9 protein-coding genes are annotated in these 16498 nt (G+C 70.5%); 5 read left to right on the top strand and 4 right to left on the bottom strand.

The window, feature by feature from the left end:
* Positions 1-57 precede the first annotated feature (57 nt).
* Positions 58-2811, top strand: coding sequence for an alkaline phosphatase family protein (locus ACFO3J_RS35110; RefSeq protein ID WP_386438661.1), 2754 nt, complete (start codon positions 58-60; stop codon positions 2809-2811).
* A gap of 64 nt (positions 2812-2875) precedes the next feature.
* Here the strand turns inward: ACFO3J_RS35110 and ACFO3J_RS35115 are convergent, their stop codons facing one another.
* The 3 genes from ACFO3J_RS35115 to ACFO3J_RS35125 all read right to left on the bottom strand — a co-directional run bounded on the left by ACFO3J_RS35115 (position 2876) and on the right by ACFO3J_RS35125 (position 5865).
* Complete coding sequence (locus tag ACFO3J_RS35115; protein ID WP_386438663.1) at positions 2876-4471, bottom strand: phospholipase D family protein; 1596 nt, start codon at positions 4469-4471, stop codon at positions 2876-2878.
* A gap of 75 nt (positions 4472-4546) precedes the next feature.
* Positions 4547-5476, bottom strand: coding sequence for a M48 family metalloprotease (locus tag ACFO3J_RS35120; protein ID WP_386438666.1), 930 nt, complete (start codon positions 5474-5476; stop codon positions 4547-4549).
* Positions 5473-5865: a BlaI/MecI/CopY family transcriptional regulator gene (locus ACFO3J_RS35125; protein WP_386438668.1), complete on the bottom strand. Its 393-nt coding sequence runs from the start codon at positions 5863-5865 to the stop codon at positions 5473-5475. Before ACFO3J_RS35125 ends, ACFO3J_RS35120 begins: the two co-directional genes overlap by 4 nt.
* A gap of 320 nt (positions 5866-6185) precedes the next feature.
* Here ACFO3J_RS35125 and ACFO3J_RS35130 point away from each other — a divergent pair, with 320 nt between their 5' ends.
* The 3 genes from ACFO3J_RS35130 (at position 6186) to ACFO3J_RS35140 (ending at position 14984) form a co-directional block, all read left to right on the top strand.
* Entirely contained in the window at positions 6186-10157 is a 3972-nt protein-coding gene (locus tag ACFO3J_RS35130; protein WP_386438671.1) for a choice-of-anchor D domain-containing protein, read from the top strand.
* Positions 10158-10524: 367 nt separating this feature from the next.
* Positions 10525-13338, top strand: a complete 2814-nt coding sequence (locus tag ACFO3J_RS35135) for a fascin domain-containing protein (RefSeq protein ID WP_386438674.1) — start codon at positions 10525-10527, stop codon at positions 13336-13338.
* A gap of 86 nt (positions 13339-13424) precedes the next feature.
* A complete protein-coding gene (locus tag ACFO3J_RS35140) occupies positions 13425-14984 on the top strand; it encodes a DUF5010 domain-containing protein (protein ID WP_386438677.1) in 1560 nt (519 codons plus the stop codon).
* 22 nt (positions 14985-15006) lie between these two features.
* Here ACFO3J_RS35140 and ACFO3J_RS35145 read toward each other — a convergent pair whose 3' ends face one another.
* The gene (locus ACFO3J_RS35145; RefSeq protein WP_386438680.1) at positions 15007-15822 is read right to left on the bottom strand and encodes an enoyl-CoA hydratase/isomerase family protein; all 816 of its coding nucleotides are present in this window, start codon (positions 15820-15822) and stop codon (positions 15007-15009) included.
* 132 nt (positions 15823-15954) lie between these two features.
* Between ACFO3J_RS35145 and ACFO3J_RS35150 the strand changes: the two genes are divergently transcribed.
* Positions 15955-16488 (top strand): winged helix-turn-helix transcriptional regulator, encoded by a 534-nt coding sequence (locus ACFO3J_RS35150; protein WP_386438683.1) that lies wholly within the window; start codon positions 15955-15957, stop codon positions 16486-16488.
* The last annotated feature ends 10 nt before the right edge of the window (positions 16489-16498 follow it).

Here is a 16498-nt window from a genome sequence, read left to right on the forward strand (position 1 = left end):
CGGAGCGGTTCGCCGGCAACCGCGAGCCGTTCGTCACCTCCTCGAAAGGAACACTCCATGCAGGTCATACGGCAGCGCCGGATCAACGAGAAGGCGCAGGTCAGCCTACTCGGTCGGCGCGTCGGCCGCCGAACTGCCCTGGTGACGGCGTGCATCACCGTCGCCCTCGGCGTCACGGGAACCGCCGTGGCCTCGACGCAGCAGTTCGGCAAGCAGCAGGTCGGCCAGATCACCGCCAAGGGCCAGGTCGTCTCCAGCGACCAGTACATCGACCCCTACGGCGACCACCTCGTCATCAACGACGGCAAGATCATGTCGTCGACGGTCAGCCCCGACGGCACGCACCTCGCCGCCTCGGTCACCGACGGCTCGGTGGCGCTGAACATCGTGGACCTCAAGACCTGGAAGGTGCTGCAGCGCGTCGGCAACTCCGCGTCAGCGGACCTGCGCATCAGCGGCAACGACGTCGGCCAGGAAGGCCCCACGTACTCGCCCGACGGCAAGCAGCTGTGGCTCGGCCAGACCGACGGCTACACCAAGTTCACCGTGAACCCGGACGGCACCCTCGCCAACCCGGTGTCCGTCAAGATCCCGGCGGACGGCCCCAAGCACGCCCTGGTCGGCGCGGCGGTGTTCTCCGCCGACGGCGCGGTCGTGTACTCCGCGGTCAACGGCCAGAACCGGGTCGTCGCCATCAACGCCTCGACCGGCGCCATCCAGCAGAGCTGGACCGTGGGCAACGCCCCGCGCGGCATCGTCAAGGTCGGCGACAAGCTCTACGTCAGCAACGAGGGCGGGCGGGCGGCCAGGCCCGGCGAGACCACGATCAACTCCTACAACACCCAGGTGCCGGCCAACCCGGTGACCGGCGCCACCACCACCGGCACGGTCAGCGTCATCAACCTGGCGAAGCCGAACGCCGCCGTCGCGAGCATCGACGTCGGTCTGCACCCGACCGCCCTGTACGCCGCGAAGGGGGCGGTGTTCGTCACCAACACCGCCACCGACGACGTGTCGGTCATCAAGACCTCCAACGACAAGGTCGTGCAGACCATCGCCACCCGGCCGTGGCCGGAGGCGTCGGTCGGCTACGAGCCCAACGCGGTGACCCTCACCGACGACGGCCACCTGCTGGTGACCCTCGGCCGCGCCAACGCGATCGCGGTCTACCGGTACACCAGCCCGCAGGAGCCGGTCAGCTACGTCGGTCTGCTCCCCACGGACTACTTCCCGTCCGAGATCGCCACCGTCGGCAAGCAGATCGTCGTCTCCAACACCCGTGGTGTGGACGCCCTGCGGCCCACCACGGCCGCCGGGCACGGCACCCACGACACCACGTCGAGCGTGCAGCACTTCACGCTGCCGAGCGACAAGACCATCAAGTCCGAGACGGACAAGGTCTTCCAGCAGAACGGCTGGACCAACGGAGCCGTCAAGGAGGCCAAGGGCAAGAGCAAGGCCAAGCCCGTCCCGGTCCCGGCCCGCCTCGGCGACCCGTCGACGATCAAGCACGTCTTCCTGATCGTCAAGGAGAACCGGACCTACGACCAGGTCCTCGGCGACATCCCGCAGGGTAACGGCGACCCCGCGCTGACGCAGTTCGGCGAGAACGTGACGCCGAACCAGCACGCGCTGGCCGAGCAGTTCGGGCTGTACGACAACACCTACGACATCGGCACGAACTCCGCCGAGGGCCACAACTGGCTGATGCAGGCCGACAACCCCGAGTACACCGAGTCCTCGGCCGGCGAGTACCTGCGCAGCTACGACACCGAGGACGACGCTCTCGGCCACCAGCAGTCCGGCTTCCTGTGGACCGGAGCGCAGGCGGCCGACAAGACGGTGCGGGACTTCGGCGAGTTCCAGCAGTTCCTGACCAAGCCGGCCGCCGCCACCTGGCAGAATCTCTACTGCGATTCGAAGAACATGGCCGCCACCGGGCAGGGCACCGCCTACCCGCTGGACTCGTCCTCGCCGATCCCGTCGCTCAACGACGTGTCCGTGCCCGGTTTCCCGAAGTTCGACACCAGCGTCCCGGACGTCTACCGGGAGCAGATCTGGCAGCAGGACTTCGAGAAGAACGGTCCGGCCAACCTGAACATGTTCTGGCTCTCCAGCGACCACACCGGCGGTCCGGCCAGCCCGGCCGCCCAGGTCGCCGACAACGACCTCGCGGTCGGCAAGATGGTCGACACCATCTCGCACAGCAAGTACTGGAAGGACTCGGCGATCTTCGTCGTCGAGGACGACTCCCAGGCCGGCCTCGACCACGTCGACGGCCACCGCGCCCCGATCCAGATCATCAGCCCCTACGCCCAGCACGGCGTCGTCGACAGCCACTACTACTCGCAGATCACGATGGTCCGCACCATCGAGCAGATCCTCGGGATCCAGCCGATGAACCAGAAGGACAGCGCGGCCACCCCGATGACGGGGGCGTTCACCAAGAAGGCGAACCTCAAGCCCTTCAACGCGCTGGCCAACCGGACCTCGCTCACCGACGGTCTGAGCACCCCGCCCGCCTGCGGCGTGGACACCCCGGCCCCGCAGGACCCGAAGGCGGCCGCCGTGCCGTCCACCACGGTGCCGGCCGCCGAGCAGGGCGTCGCGGCGCAGTGGAACACCTGGAAGTCGCACCAGCGGCTGACCGGCCCCAACGCCGTGCCCGACTACGCCAACCCCGCCCAGATGAACCACCTCACGTGGTACGAGACGCACAACTGGAAGCAGCCCTACCCCGGCGAGGCCAAGATCTTCGCGCCGAACGACGTGCCCGGCGCCTACATCCCCTCCTCGGACAACGACGACTGACCCGGGCGGATCGCCCTCGGGGTCCCTGGCCGGTGTCACGCCGGCCGGGGACCCCTGGCAGAGGTCAGTACGCGCCGCGGCGCCGCAGTGACCGGGGCCGGCCGTCCGGGTCGGCCACCAGACGTTGCAGGGGCAGAGCGGCCGCGCTCGCCGCCCGGGAGAGTTCCGGCGTGGGGTAGGGGCGCAGCCGGCCCGGCGGGCGGGGGCCGGACCGGCCGCCGCGGTGCCACGTGTCCAGCGCCGCGGCCGACCGGGCGAAGGCGCGGAAGGCCGCAGCCGGGTCGAGGAGGGCGTCGGGGTCGTCGCAGTCGAGGTGTTCGGCGCCGAGTTCGAGGCGCAGCGCGCGGGCGAAGACGCGGGCGCCGTCGCCGAGGCCGCCGGGGTCGCGCGGCTCGCGGGGGTCGGGGCGGTCGTCGAGGACCGCGCAGGCGAGTTCCGAATCGTGGGTCCAGGAGCGCCGGTTGACATTGTCGGAGCCCACCGAGGCCCAGACGTCGTCGATCACGCAGACCTTCGCGTGGACGTAGACGGGTGTGCCCTGGTGGTTCTCCGGGCTGTAGACGGCGAACCGGTCGCCGCCGGCCCGGTGCAGCGCCCGGAGCGCCTCGATCCGGCCCAGCAGGTTCATGGGCGCGGTGAGCCGGCCGTCCTGGTCGGGATGGGCGGGGACGACCGCGATCATCAGCAGGTCCGGTCGGGTGGTGAGCGCGCGGGCGAAGCCGGCCACGATCTCGGCGGACCACAGGTACTGGTCCTCCAGGTAGATCAGCGAGGTGGCGCGGGCCAGCGCCTTCCGGTAGCCGCGGGCGATGCTGCGCTCGCCGAGCGGTGCGAAGGGGTAGCCGCGGCGCCGGGCCGGGTAGGTGCGCAGGAGTTGGACGGTGTGCGACCCGCGCGGCCCGGGGTCGGGCGGCTGCGGCGGCAGCGGGTCGGCCACCGTGTCCTCGTGGTGGACCAGCTGCCGCAGCCTGCTCAGCGGGCTGCGGCTGAGCGGCGCCGGGTCCTCCCAGCGCTCCCGGAAGGTCGCCTCGACGAAGCCGACCGCCGGGCCCCGGACCGCGAGCTGGACGTCGTGCCAGGGCGGGCGGGGACCGTAGGCGGCGGCCAGTGGCAGGGCGCGGGGATCGCCGCCGTGCTCGGCGTCGTCGCGGCGGCTGTGGCACAGGTCGATGCCGCCGACGAAGGCCACGTCCTTTTCGGGGCGGCCGGGGTGGCGCAGGACGACGAACTTCTGGTGGTGCGCTCCTCCCGGTCGTACCCGCATGTCCAGCAGGCACTCGCCGCCGGCCGCCTCGATCTCCTCGCCCAGATACCGGTTCTCGCGCTCGCTGAACGCCAGCCGGTCCAGATGCGACCGCCACACCAGGCCCTTGACCACCACGCCGCGCCGGGCGGCGTCGCACAGCACCTCGCCGATCTCGCTGCCCGGACCGTCCAGCAGTTCGTCCGGGTCGCCGCGCCAGTCGGTGAAGAACAGCAGGTCCCCGGCGCGCTGTTCACGTATCGCGGTGAGCAGCGCGGTGAAGTAGGCGGCGCCGTGCACCAGCGGGCGCACTTCGTTGCCCCGGGACCACGCGCCCGGTTCGGGGCCGCGCCGGTCGAGTTCGGTGGCCGCATTGCCCCGCTCGTCCGGGGTGAGCAGCCAGTCCGCAAGCCTCATGTCGGCCCTCCTGTCCCGGTCGGCCTGCCATGCCGCCTACCCGTGCTCGGCGGGGTCATCCGCCATGGCCCGCGGCTACCTCTCGGACAGCTCCATCAATCCGTGGAGGTGACCGATGGCGACGAAAGCCGCCGTCCAGCACACCACGATCGCCGCCACGATCAGGGCCGACGCCAGCCGCTGCCGGGCGGGCGGACGAAGCAGCAGGTCGACCCGGCGGCCGACGTCGTTGCGCGCGCCGCCCAGGCTCCCGCTGGGCGCGGGCCGCGTGTCGGACGCGAGAGCCGCGGCGGCGAGCGCGTGCGCGACGGCCCCGCGGTCCCCGACCTCCCGTGCCGCGCTCTCGTCGGCCCACCGTTCGACGGCGAGGTCGATGGCACGGGAAACCGGGAGCAGCAGCGGATCGGCGGCCGCGGCCAACCGCCCCAGCTGGACGTAGCGGTGATGGTGATGCCGCAGATGGGAATCCTCATGGGCCAGCAGCACCCGGCGCTGCGGCGCGGACAGTTGCCCCAGCATGCCCGTGGAGACGACGATGCGGCGATGGCGGCCGGGGATCGCGTAGGCGACGGCCGCGTCGTCCTGGAGAAGAGCCAGGTCCCCGCCGAGCGAGGGAAGCGACGCCGCGGCCGCGGACGCGCGGCGGGCCTGCCGTACGACCCGCACCAGATGGACGCCCGCGGAAGCGAGCAGGGTCGCCGCGGTCGCGCCGGCGACGGCGCAGACCGCGGGCGGCACCGGCAAGCGGGCCCGCAGGGCGGCCGGGGACCAATGGTGCAGTCCGGCCAGGAAGGGCGCCTCGGCCAGGGCTATCACGGCGGCGAGACAGAGCAGCAGCCCGGTCGTCAGCGCCACGGTCAGCGCCAGACAGGTCAGCAGCGCGCTCGCCGTCGCGGGCGCCAGGCGAGTGCCGACACCGCGGACCAGCCACGCGCTGAGCGCTCCGAGCACCAAGGGCACGACAGCCGCGAGCAGCACGGCCCAGTCGTTCAGGCCAGCCGTCACCGCTCGTCCTCGCGCTCGGAGTCGTCGAGCAGGGAGCGCAGCAGCTTCTCGGTCTCCTCGTCCAACGAGCCGACGAAACGGGCCAGCACACTGGTGCGGTCCTTGCCCGACTCCAGCAGCATGCGCATCCGGTGGGCGGTGGCAGCGGCTTCGGCGTCCGCCGGGCCGGCTCCGACCAGCCGGTAGGCGAACGCCCGCCCCTGCGAGGAACGCAGCAGGACGCCTTTCACATACAGCCGGGTCAGGGCGGTCAGCACCGTGTTGTACGCGAGACCGCCACCCAGTTCGGCCTGCACCTCGGACGCGGTCATCGGGACGCCCGCCGCGGCCAGGCAGGCGATGACCTCCCGCTCCAGACCGCCGGGCGAACGGCTCCGCCTCGCGTTCATCCCGGCCTTCCGCCGCGCTCCACGCCGCACCGCTCCGGACCGGAGGTGCTGTGTTCCTCAGTTTGTCAGACCGACGTTCCGGCGCTCGACGGTCGCCCGCCCCCGCGGTGCGCCGATGCCGGACCCGGTAAGAGCAGAACGGATCCAATGCTCAATCCGACCTGAAGTTCGTTGGAAATTACTGATTTTGATTGAGATATTGCGCGACTCTGTCCGGGGGGCTACGTTTCGGTCCGGTCGGACCGAGCGTGCCCGGTCCGACCGCCGCCATCCGTCGATCGCGCAGTCCACCCGGGGGTCCCATGCGTCCCAGCACACGCGTGCGCAGATTGCTCGCCGGTCTCTTGCCGGGAGTGCTGCTGCTCGCGGGCTCGGTCTTCCTGTCCGGCAGCGCGTTCGCCGACGAGACCACGGTCTCCACCGACACCCTGCGCACCGGGTGGGACCAGAACGAGCCCGGGCTCGGGCCGTCGTCCGTGTCCGCCCCGGACTTCGGCCAGTTGTTCTCGACCACGGTCAACGGCCAGGTCTACGCCCAGCCGATCGTGGTGGGCGGCACCGTCGTGACGGTCACCGAGAACAACTGGATCTACGGGATGAACGCGGCGACCGGCGCCGTCACCTGGTCGCGCAGCGTCGGCGCGCCCTGGCCGGCCTCGGCCATCGGGTGCGGCGACCTGGTGCCCAATGTCGGCATCACCAGTACCCCGGTGTACGACCCGGCGAGCAACGCGCTCTTCTTCATCGCCAAGGTCAACGACGGGCCCGACGCCAACAACCCGCACTTCTATCTGCACTCGGTCAACCCGGCGACCGGCGCCGAGCGGTCCGGCTGGCCGGTCACCGTCCAGGGCTCGCCGACCAACAACCCGGGCGCCACCTTCAACCCCAAGACCGCCGCGCAGCGGGCGGGTTTGCTGCTGCTCGACGGCGTGGTGTACGCCGGGTTCGCCAGCCACTGCGACTACGGACCGTACGTCGGCTACGTGGCCGGGTTCAGTACGACGACGCCGGCCATGACCACTCTGTGGTCCACCGAGTCCAGTTCCTCCACCGGGATGGCCGGCATCTGGCAGTCCGGCGGCGGCCTGGTCTCCGACGGCCCGGGCCGTATCCTGCTGGCCACCGGCAACGGGGTGTCGCCGCCCCCCGGACCCGGCACGGCGCCGCCCGGCAACCTCGCCGAGTCGGTGGTACGGCTCCAGGTCAACAGCAACGGCTCACTGAGCGCACGGGACTTCTTCAGCCCGTCCAACAACAGCAAGCTGGACCAGGACGACACCGACCTCGGCTCCGGCGGTCCGATGGCGCTGCCGGCCGGATTCGGCACCACCGCCCACCCGCACCTGCTCGCGCAGACCGGCAAGGACGGCCGGGTCTTCCTGCTGGACCGCGACAACCTCGGCGGCAGCACACAGGGCCCGGGCGGCAGCGACGCCTCGGTCGGACCGCCGGCCGGGCCGTACAACGGGGTCTGGGGCCACCCGGCGTTCTGGGGCGGCGACGGCGGCTATATGTACCAGGTCGAGAACCAGGGCTTCCTGCGCGCCTTCAAGTACGGCGTCAACGGCAGCGGTCTGCCCGTGCTCAGCTCGGCCGGCACCAGCGCGTCGACGTTCGGCTACACCTCCGGCTCACCGGTGGTCACCTCCACCGGCACCACCTCGGGCTCGGCCATCGTGTGGGTGGTCTACGCCGACGGCTCGACCGGCGCCAACGGGCAACTGCGCGCCTACGACGCCGTGCCCGTGAACGGCCGGCTCAACCTGCGCTACTCGGCTCCGATCGGTACCGCGACCAAGTTCGCGGTACCGGCCACCGACGGCAACCGTGTCTTCGTCGGCACCCGCGACGGCAAGGTCTTCGGCTTCGGCCGGCCCACCACCGCGTCGTTGACCAGCGCGCCGACCGACTTCGGCAACGTCGCCGTCGGCACCACCGCGAACGCGACGGTGACGGTGACGGCGAGCCGGACGGTGACCATCTCGGCGATCGGCACCGCGGCGCCGTTCGGCGTGACACCCCCGGCCCTGCCCGTCACCCTCAACGCCGGCGGGACACTGACCGTGCCGGTCAGATTCGCCCCGACGGCGCCCGGGGGCGCCAACGGCACCCTGCAGTTCACCACGGACTCCGGCACTGTGCCGCTGAACCTGTACGGCAGCGGCACCCAGGCCGGGCTCGGCGTGACACCGTCCACCCTGTCCTTCGGCACGGTGCCGACCGGCGCGAACAAGACGCTCAGCGCCAGCATCACCAACACCGGTACGTCGGCGGTGACCATCACCGGCTCCACGGCGCCGGCCGCGCCGTTCACCGCCACCGGTCTGCCCGCCAACGGTTCGACCCTGGCGGCCGGGGCGTCGGTGTCGGTCACGGTGACCTACAAGCCGACCGCCACCGGCAATCAGACCGGATCCCTCGTGGTGACCAGCAACGCCGGCTCGGTCACCGTGCCGCTGATCGGCACCGCGGTCGCCGGCGCCGCGCACCTGACCATCACCCCCAACCCGGTCGCGTTCGGGACGGTGGCGGTCGGGCAGACCGCGACGCAGATCTTCGACATCGCCAACACCGGCAACATCACACTGACGATCACCAAGGCCGCGCCGCCCGTCGGCGTGTTCAACACCACGGCGCCCGTCTCGGAGGGCCAGCAGCTCGCACCCGGCGACATCATCCAGCAGAGCGTGACATTCAGCCCGACCGCCCTCGGCGCGCAGTCCGCGGCATACTCCATCACCGGTGACGACGGCCAGGGCCCCATCGCGGTCCGGCTCACCGGCACGGGCGCCACCGCGACCGGCACCGGGGCCACCGACATCGCGGCGGGCAAGCCGACCACGGCCTCGGGTTCGCAAGGCGGCTACCCGCCGGGCAACACCACGGACGCCGACGTGAACTCCTACTGGGAGAGCACCAACAACGCCTTCCCCCAGTGGTTGCAGGTCGACCTCGGCGCGTCGACCAGCGTGGGCAAGGTGACGCTGCGGCTGCCGCCGGCCACGGCCTGGGCCACCCGGACACAGACCCTATCGGTGCAGGGCAGCACGGACGGCACGACATTCACCACCGTCGTCCCCTCGGCCGGCTACACGTTCAACCCGGCCACCGGCAACTCGGTCGACATCCTCTTCGCTCCGACCACCGCCCGCTACCTGCGGCTGAACCTCACCGCGAACACCGGCTGGCCCGCCAGCCAGGTGTCGTCCTTCGAGGTGTTCCCGACGCTTTCCGGCACCGGCCCGGCGACACTGTCGACCAGCCCGACCTCACTGACCTTCGACGGGACCCCGGTCAACACCAATAGTGACTGGCAGACAGTGACCGTGACCAACACCGGTACCGGACCGGCCACGCTGTCGTCGATCGCCACGTCCGGGGACTACACCATGACGTCCACCTGCGGCGCCACGCTGGCCGCGGGCGCCAACTGCGTGGCCACCGTGACGTTCCACCCCTCGACGACCGGCACCCGCACCGGCGCGCTGACCATCACCAGCACCGCGAGCAACAGCCCCACGACCGTCGCCCTGTCCGGAAGCGGCACCGCGACGGGCTCGGCGACGCTGGCCGCCAATCCCGCCGGGGTGACGTTCGGCACGACGACCGTCGGTACGGTCAGCGCGGCGTCCGCGGTGACGATCACCAACACCGGTACGGTCGCGGCCGGCATCACCGCGGTCACGGTCACCGGGCAGTTCGCGCAGACCAACAACTGCGCCACCCTGGCCCCGGGCGGCACCTGCACCGCCAACATCACCTTCGACCCGACCGCGGCGGGCACCGTCACCGGCTCATTGACGGTCACCAGCAACGCCGCGAACTCCCCGCTGACCGTGGTGCTGTCCGGTACCGCGACCGCCGCCGGCACGACGAACCTCGCGCTCAACAAGCCGACGAGCCAGTCCTCCAACACGCAGACCTACGGGTCGGCCAACGCGACCGACGGCAACGCCGACACCTACTGGGAAAGCGCGAGCAACGCCTTCCCGCAGTGGCTGCAGGTGGACCTCGGCTCCGCGCACGCCGTCGGCCGGGTCGTGCTGAAGCTGCCGCCCTCCACGGCATGGGGCACCCGCGCCCAGACATTCGCGATCAGCGGCAGCACGGACGGGAACACCTTCACCACCATCGTCGCCTCGGCCGCGCACACCTTCGACCCGGCGACCGCGAACACCGTCACCATCACCTTCCCGGCGACCAGCGCGCGCTATCTGCGGGTGACCATCACGGCCAACACCAGTTGGCCGGCCGGCCAGGCCTCCGAGTTCGAGGTCTACACGGCGTAGGGCCGGGCGGCGCCCTGATCCTCGCGAAAACTTGCCGCCGGGACGGTCGCCCGGGCACCTGCCGAGGCATCCCTGGCACAATCCACAGCCGGCCGGACAGCGGCCGGCTGTGGAGCACGGCCGTGTGATCCCACGCGCCTGGACGCCGCGGCGCGTGGGTGTCCCGTTCACGGACTTAGACATCCGATGTATTGCTGATCGAAGGCTTGACACCTCCTGCTCCTGACGACACTGTGTGGCGCATCACCCCCACATGTTTCACGGGTCCCTCCCCCCACGGAGGTGACCGTCGCCTCGGGAGGGGCCAGTGCGCTCACAACCTTCGTTCGGACGCTACGTCAAGTTCCGAATGGTCCGATCATCCGCTGTGGCTGTTGCCGCGCTGCTCGCGGCGGGTTTCCTTGTGCCCGCTGTGTCGCAGCCTGCTGCGGCGGCCACCACGACGACTGCCTGGCAGGGTGGTGGTTTCCATGTCGACACGCCGAATGTGGTCCGGCGTTCCGACATCGTGCTGGGCAGGCCGAACACGGCGGCGGCGCAGTCGCTGCCGCTGGGCAACGGCTCGCTGGGTGTGGCCGCGTGGGCCGCGGGTGGTTTCACCGCGCAGCTCAACCGTGCCGACACGCTGCCGGGCCGGCTGTCGCCGGGTCAGGTGACCATCCCGGGTCTGTCGGCGCTGACCGGCGCTTCGGACTTCAAGGGCTCCCTGGACGTCTACACCGGGGTGCTCAGCGAGTCCGGCGGGGGGATGACGCTCAAGGCGTGGGTGTCGGCGACCAAGGACGAGCTGGTCGTCGACGTGACCGGCGCCAACCCCAATAACCAGCAGAGCGCGACGGTCAGCCTGTGGTCGGGGCGCAGTCCGCAGGCCGCGGTGTCCGGGGCCACCGGGACGCTGGCCGAGACCTGGGTGGACGGCTCCGAGGCCGGCCATTCGGGGCGGACCTTCGGGTCGCTGGCCGCGGTCACCGCCGGCGGCCGGAATGTGGCCTCCACCGTGGTCAGCTCCACCCAGGTGAGGACCACCTTCACCCCCAACACCGACGGCACCTTCCGGGTGGTGGTCGGCGCACCCGCGTGGACCGGCGGCAACGCGGCCGGTACCGCCTCGGCGCTGCTGGGCTCGGACGCGACGGTGGCGGAGTCCTCGCTGCTGTCCACGCAGCAGTCCTGGTGGGCGAACTTCTGGGCGAACACCGGGGTGCTGGAGGCGAACTCCTCCGACGGGCAGGCGCAGTACATGGAGACGCTGCGCACGCTGTACCTGTTCATGGAGGCCGCCTCGATGCGCGGCACGATCCCGGGCAGCCAGGCCGGTGTGGCGGACATGTTCAACTTCGGGCAGGACCACCAGAACTGGACGCCGTCGGCGACGTGGCTGTGGAATCTGCGCACGCAGATCTCGGCCAATATGAGCAGCGGCAACTTCGCGCTGAACACCCCGATCTTCAATCTGTACCAGAACAACCTGTCGGCGATCGAGGCGTGGACCAAGCAGCAGATGGGCGGTCTGCCCGGGGCGTGCGTGCCCGAGGTGATGCGCTTCAACGGCAACGGCGGCGACCCCGGTGCGGGCGCCAACGCCGCGTGCAGCCAGCCCGGCAGCCCCAACTGGAACGCCCTGGACATCAGCTCCGGGCCCGAGATCAGCCTCTACGTCTGGCAGCAGTACCAGGACACCGGCGACCTGAACTTCCTGCGCACGTACTACCCGCTGATGAAGGACTCCGCGGTGTTCCTGCTGGCCTACCAGAAGGTCGGCAGCGACGGGAAACTCCACGCGGTCGCCAACGCCCACGAGACCCAGTGGGCCGTCCAGGACCCCACCACCGACCTCACCGCCGACTCCGCCCTCTTCCCCGTCGTCATCAAAGCCGCCCAACTGCTCAACACCGACAGTTCGTTCGCCGCGCAGCTCACCACGGCCATTCCGCAGATCCCGGCCTGGGCGCGGACCGACTACGGGCGCACGCAGGTGCTGCCGGCTTCGGCGGACTCCTCGAACAACGACATCATCGCGTACTCGTACCAGCCCACCGCGCAGATCCGGAACGGCGAGAACATCGACCTGGAACCGGTCTGGCCCTGGAACCTGATCACCGACGACCCCGGTTCGCTGCACGACCTCGCGGTGCGCAGCTACAACCACCGCCAGTTCTACGGAGCCGGCAATGACTGGAATATGGACGCCATCGACGCGGCCCGTCTCGGTCTGGCGAGTGAGGTCGCTTCGAGGCTGGTCGCGATCACGCAGGGCCATCAGGTCTACATCAACGGTCTGGCCGACCTGGGCAACACGGTGGGCACCGAGGCGTACATCGAGCAGGCCTCGGGTGTGGCCACCGCGCTGAACGAGGCGCTGGTGCAGGACTACGACGGGACGCTGCGGATCGCGCCGGCCTGGCCGGCCGGCTGGGACGCCAGCGGCACCGTGTCGGTGCAGGGCAACACCAAGGTCGACGTCCAGGTCCAGGGCGGCACCCCGGTCACCGTCGCCATCCAGGCCGGCTCCACTCAGACCATGAAGGTCAGAAACCCCTGGCCCGGCCAGTCGATCGAGGTCGTCAACGGCTCCAGCAACGCCGTCGTGGTCTCCCCGACCACCGCCGCCAGTATCAGCGTGCCCGTCACCTCCGGCACCTCCTACCTCGTCGAACGCACCGGCAGCCTGACCACCGCACTGCCCTACGCCCAGGTCACCGGCACCCCCGCCACCACCGCCCGCCACCTCGGCAACGTCCAGATCGGCCTCGACAGCACCGGCGGCGGCACCACCCCGCCCACCGGCACCGTCATCTCCCTGCGCGCCCACGCCAACGGCGACTACGTCACCGCGGACAACGCCGGCGCATCCCCCCTCATCGCCAACAAGACGTCGATCGGGACCTCCGAGCAGTTCGACGAGATCGACGAGGGCGGCGGTTACATCGCGCTCAAGGCGCACGCCAACAACAAGTACGTCACCGCGGACAACGCCGGCGCCGCACCCCTGCTCGCCAAAGTCGACGCGGTCGGCACCTGGGAGCAGTTCCTGCTCGTCCACAACGGCGACGGCAGCATCAGCCTCCAGTCCCGGATCAACGGCGACTACGTCACCGCCGACAACGCCGGCGCCTCCCCGCTCATCGCCAACCGCACCGCCATCGGCCCCTGGGAGTCCTTCGACCTGATCAACGACTGAACGTCGTCAGCCCGCGGCGCGCCGCGCCGCGGGCTTCCCACCGGCCTGCCCCCTGCTCCCCCCACAGGTGAAGGACCGCCACACCCATGACCTCGCACCGGACAGCACTCCGCATCCGCCGTACCGCATTCCTCCTGGCCGCCCCCACGCTGGCGATCGCGCTGCTGGCCACGGCGACCCATGTCGACGCGGCGCCCGCCGCCGCGTCTCCCGCCGCCACCAGCGGCTATCTCGGCGTGACCTTCGGGATGGACACCGACACCCTGAACGGCAATCACCAGAACCAGGGCAACACCATCTACAACCTGCCGCTGTACAAGACCACCGGCGACCTGAACGCCTTCTGGGACGACTACGTCGAGGAACTCGTCTCCGCCGGCGTCGACTTCGTGGCGGTGGACGTCCGCGGCTACGTCCCCGGTAGCGCCCAGCCGAACGGCAGCGGCGACCCGCGCATCCTCACCGGCCTGGTCAGCGCGATCAACCGCCGCGGCGTGGCCGGACAGCTGAAGATCGCCGCCTTCGACGACACGCCCGCCTCGATGACCGACAAGAAGAACCAGATCGTCCACCACACCGGGGGCTACACCCCGCTCTTCGACATCGGCGACGCCAACGGCACCGGCGAGGGCGGCTACCAGTACATCTGGGACCGCAACCTGCGCGCCTTCTACGCCGCCGTCCCCGACAGCATGCGCTTCAAGGTGGACGGCCGCCCGCTGGTCTACGAGTGGTCGATCAACGACTTCGCCTTCACCAACCAGGGCAACGGCAACTCGGCCCGGATGCTCGCCTACGTCCGCTCCCACGCCCAGTCCGAGTTCGGCGTCGACCCGTACATCGTCGTCGACAACAGCTGGCTGTCCCAGGACCCCACGGTCAGCTCGCAGGCAGCCGGCGCGAACGGCTGGTTCGCGGTGCCCGGCAACGGCCGCAGCCTGACGACCTTCAACGGCGCCACGTACGGCGTCGCCGTCCCCGGTTTCCACTTCGCCGTGGGCTCCACCACGATGAACATCGACCCCGACCACGGCCGGACGCTGGCCGCGAACCTCGCGGCCACCGCAGGAGCCGGCGCCAAGGTCACCCTCGTCGAGGGCTTCACCGACTGGCAGGAGAACGCCGCGATCACCCGCACCGCCGACGGCACCTACGACCAGCGCCACACCGACTACCCCGGCCAGATGATCAACATCATGCGGCGCTACTCCCGCACTCCCTTCCCGGCCACCCTGCGCGTCGAGGCCGAGGCCGCCGACAGCTACAGCGACACCACACCCGGCAACCAGTGGAACGTCTACCGTGACGGCAACCTCGACGTCCAGACCACCCCGGACTCCGGCGGCGGCTGGAACGTCGGTGCCGTGGCCGGGGGTGAATGGCTGCAATGGCAGGACCAGCCCCTGCAAGGGGCCACCGCCTTCCACGTGCGCGCCGCGTCCACCAACAACACCGGACGAATGCGTTTCGTCGTGGACGGCCAGCCGGGCCCGACCATCACCATCCCCAACACCGGTGACTGGCAGACCTACCAGACTGTCGACGCGGGCACCTTCACCTTCGCCTCGGGCACCTACCACACCGTCCGCATCGAGTTCCTCACCGGCAACTTCAACCTCAACTACTGGACCGCCACGCGCAGTTGAGCCAATACCCGACGAAGTGCCATCAGTTCGGCGCGATGAACTCGCCGAGCCGCTCCTCGGCGGGGCCGGGCTGCTGCAGGCCCTGTTCGAAGAGCCAGCCGATGCGGGCCATCACCTCGGGCCGCTGGACGGCGGCGAAGAAGGCTCTCAGCTGCGGCGGGAACTCCTCGTCGGCGGGAAGGGTCAGCGGGTTGACCCAGTGCTTGAGTTCTTCGATGGCGCGGCGGTCGAAGCGGGAGACGCGCTGGGCGAAGGCGGTGACGAAGTCGTCGAATTCGGCGTCGGGCACGGCCCGGTTCACGTAGCCGTAGCGCTCGGCGAGTTCTCCGTCGAAGTCCTCCGCGCCGGCCAGGATCTCGATCGCGCGTCCCCGGCCGACCAGGCGTGGCAGCCGGGCGGGGGCGCCGCCGCCCGGGACGACGCTGGTGGTCATCTCGAACTGGCCGAGCACCGCCTTCTCCCGGCTGGCGAAGCGCACGTCCGTGGCGAGGACGAACTCGCTGCCCGCGCCGCGTACCCGGCCGCGGATCGCGCTGATGGTCACGACCGGGAGCTTGCTGATCCGGATCAGCGCGTCCACGAAGGGGTGCTGCCCGGTGGTCCCGGCGGGCAGGGCCTCCTGCGGGGCGCCGTCGTCGGCGAGATCCCAGTGCGCCAGGAAGTAGTCCGGGTTCGCGCTCTCGAACAGGATGACGGTCAGCTCGGGGTCTGCTTCCGCCGCCTCCACGAGCGAGCGCAGTTCCACGACCAGCTGGGATCCGATGAGGTTGACCGGTGGGTTGTCGAAGCTGACGCGCCAGAGGGACGGGGACGCTTTGGTGATCCTGACCTGTGCCATAGGGCGAACGTAACAGTCTGACTTGCGAATCAGTAGGCAGACACGATGTTAGGCTATTCATCCGCAAGTCAGCATGGATCGTGTTCGGGCTGCGGGCTGGTGGCGCCCTGCCGAAGCGGGCCTGGGGGAGACGTGGACAAGGCGGTGGACGAACCGGGATCGCGCGTCGCCGCCGTGACCACCCCGGCGGACGACGCGTTCTGCTCCATCGAGCGGACCGTCGGGATCGTGGGGGACCGGTGGACGCTGCTGATCCTGCGGGAGACGCTCATCCGCGGGGCGACACGATTCGGTGAGCTGGGCGAGAGCCTCGGGATCGCTCCGAACGTGCTGACCAACCGCCTCGACCAGCTGACGCGCTCGGGGATACTCGAAAAGCGCGAGTACCGGGAAGCCGGGTCCCGCCCCAGGATGGCCTATCACCCCACGGACGCCGGCCGCGAACTGCTCCTGGTGCTGGCCGCGCTCGGCCAATGGGGCGACGACCACATACCGCCCGCATCGGGAGTCGCCGAGACCCGCGAGGTCGCGGCCACCGGCCAGCGCGTGCGGGTCGGATTCGTCGCCGACCCCACCGTTCTGCTGCCGACCGAGAAGGTCGCCTTCGTCCACACCCCGGAAGGGGCGGTCCCCGGCCCACTGCACCCGAGCGGCCCGCGGTATTGACTTTCCCATC

It is taken from the genome of Streptomyces polygonati, assembly GCF_042650325.1.
Lineage (GTDB): Bacteria > Actinomycetota > Actinomycetes > Streptomycetales > Streptomycetaceae > Actinacidiphila > Actinacidiphila polygonati.

Excerpts from the sequence above, each read along its gene's own strand:
- ACFO3J_RS35110 (WP_386438661.1), top strand. The coding sequence starts at position 58 with ATGCAGGTCATACGGCAGCGCCGGATCAACGAGAAGGCGCAGGTCAGC.
- ACFO3J_RS35115 (WP_386438663.1), bottom strand. The coding sequence starts at position 4,471 with ATGAGGCTTGCGGACTGGCTGCTCACCCCGGACGAGCGGGGCAATGCG.
- ACFO3J_RS35125 (WP_386438668.1), bottom strand. The coding sequence starts at position 5,865 with ATGAACGCGAGGCGGAGCCGTTCGCCCGGCGGTCTGGAGCGGGAGGTC.
- ACFO3J_RS35140 (WP_386438677.1), top strand. The coding sequence starts at position 13,425 with ATGACCTCGCACCGGACAGCACTCCGCATCCGCCGTACCGCATTCCTC.
- ACFO3J_RS35145 (WP_386438680.1), bottom strand. The coding sequence starts at position 15,822 with ATGGCACAGGTCAGGATCACCAAAGCGTCCCCGTCCCTCTGGCGCGTC.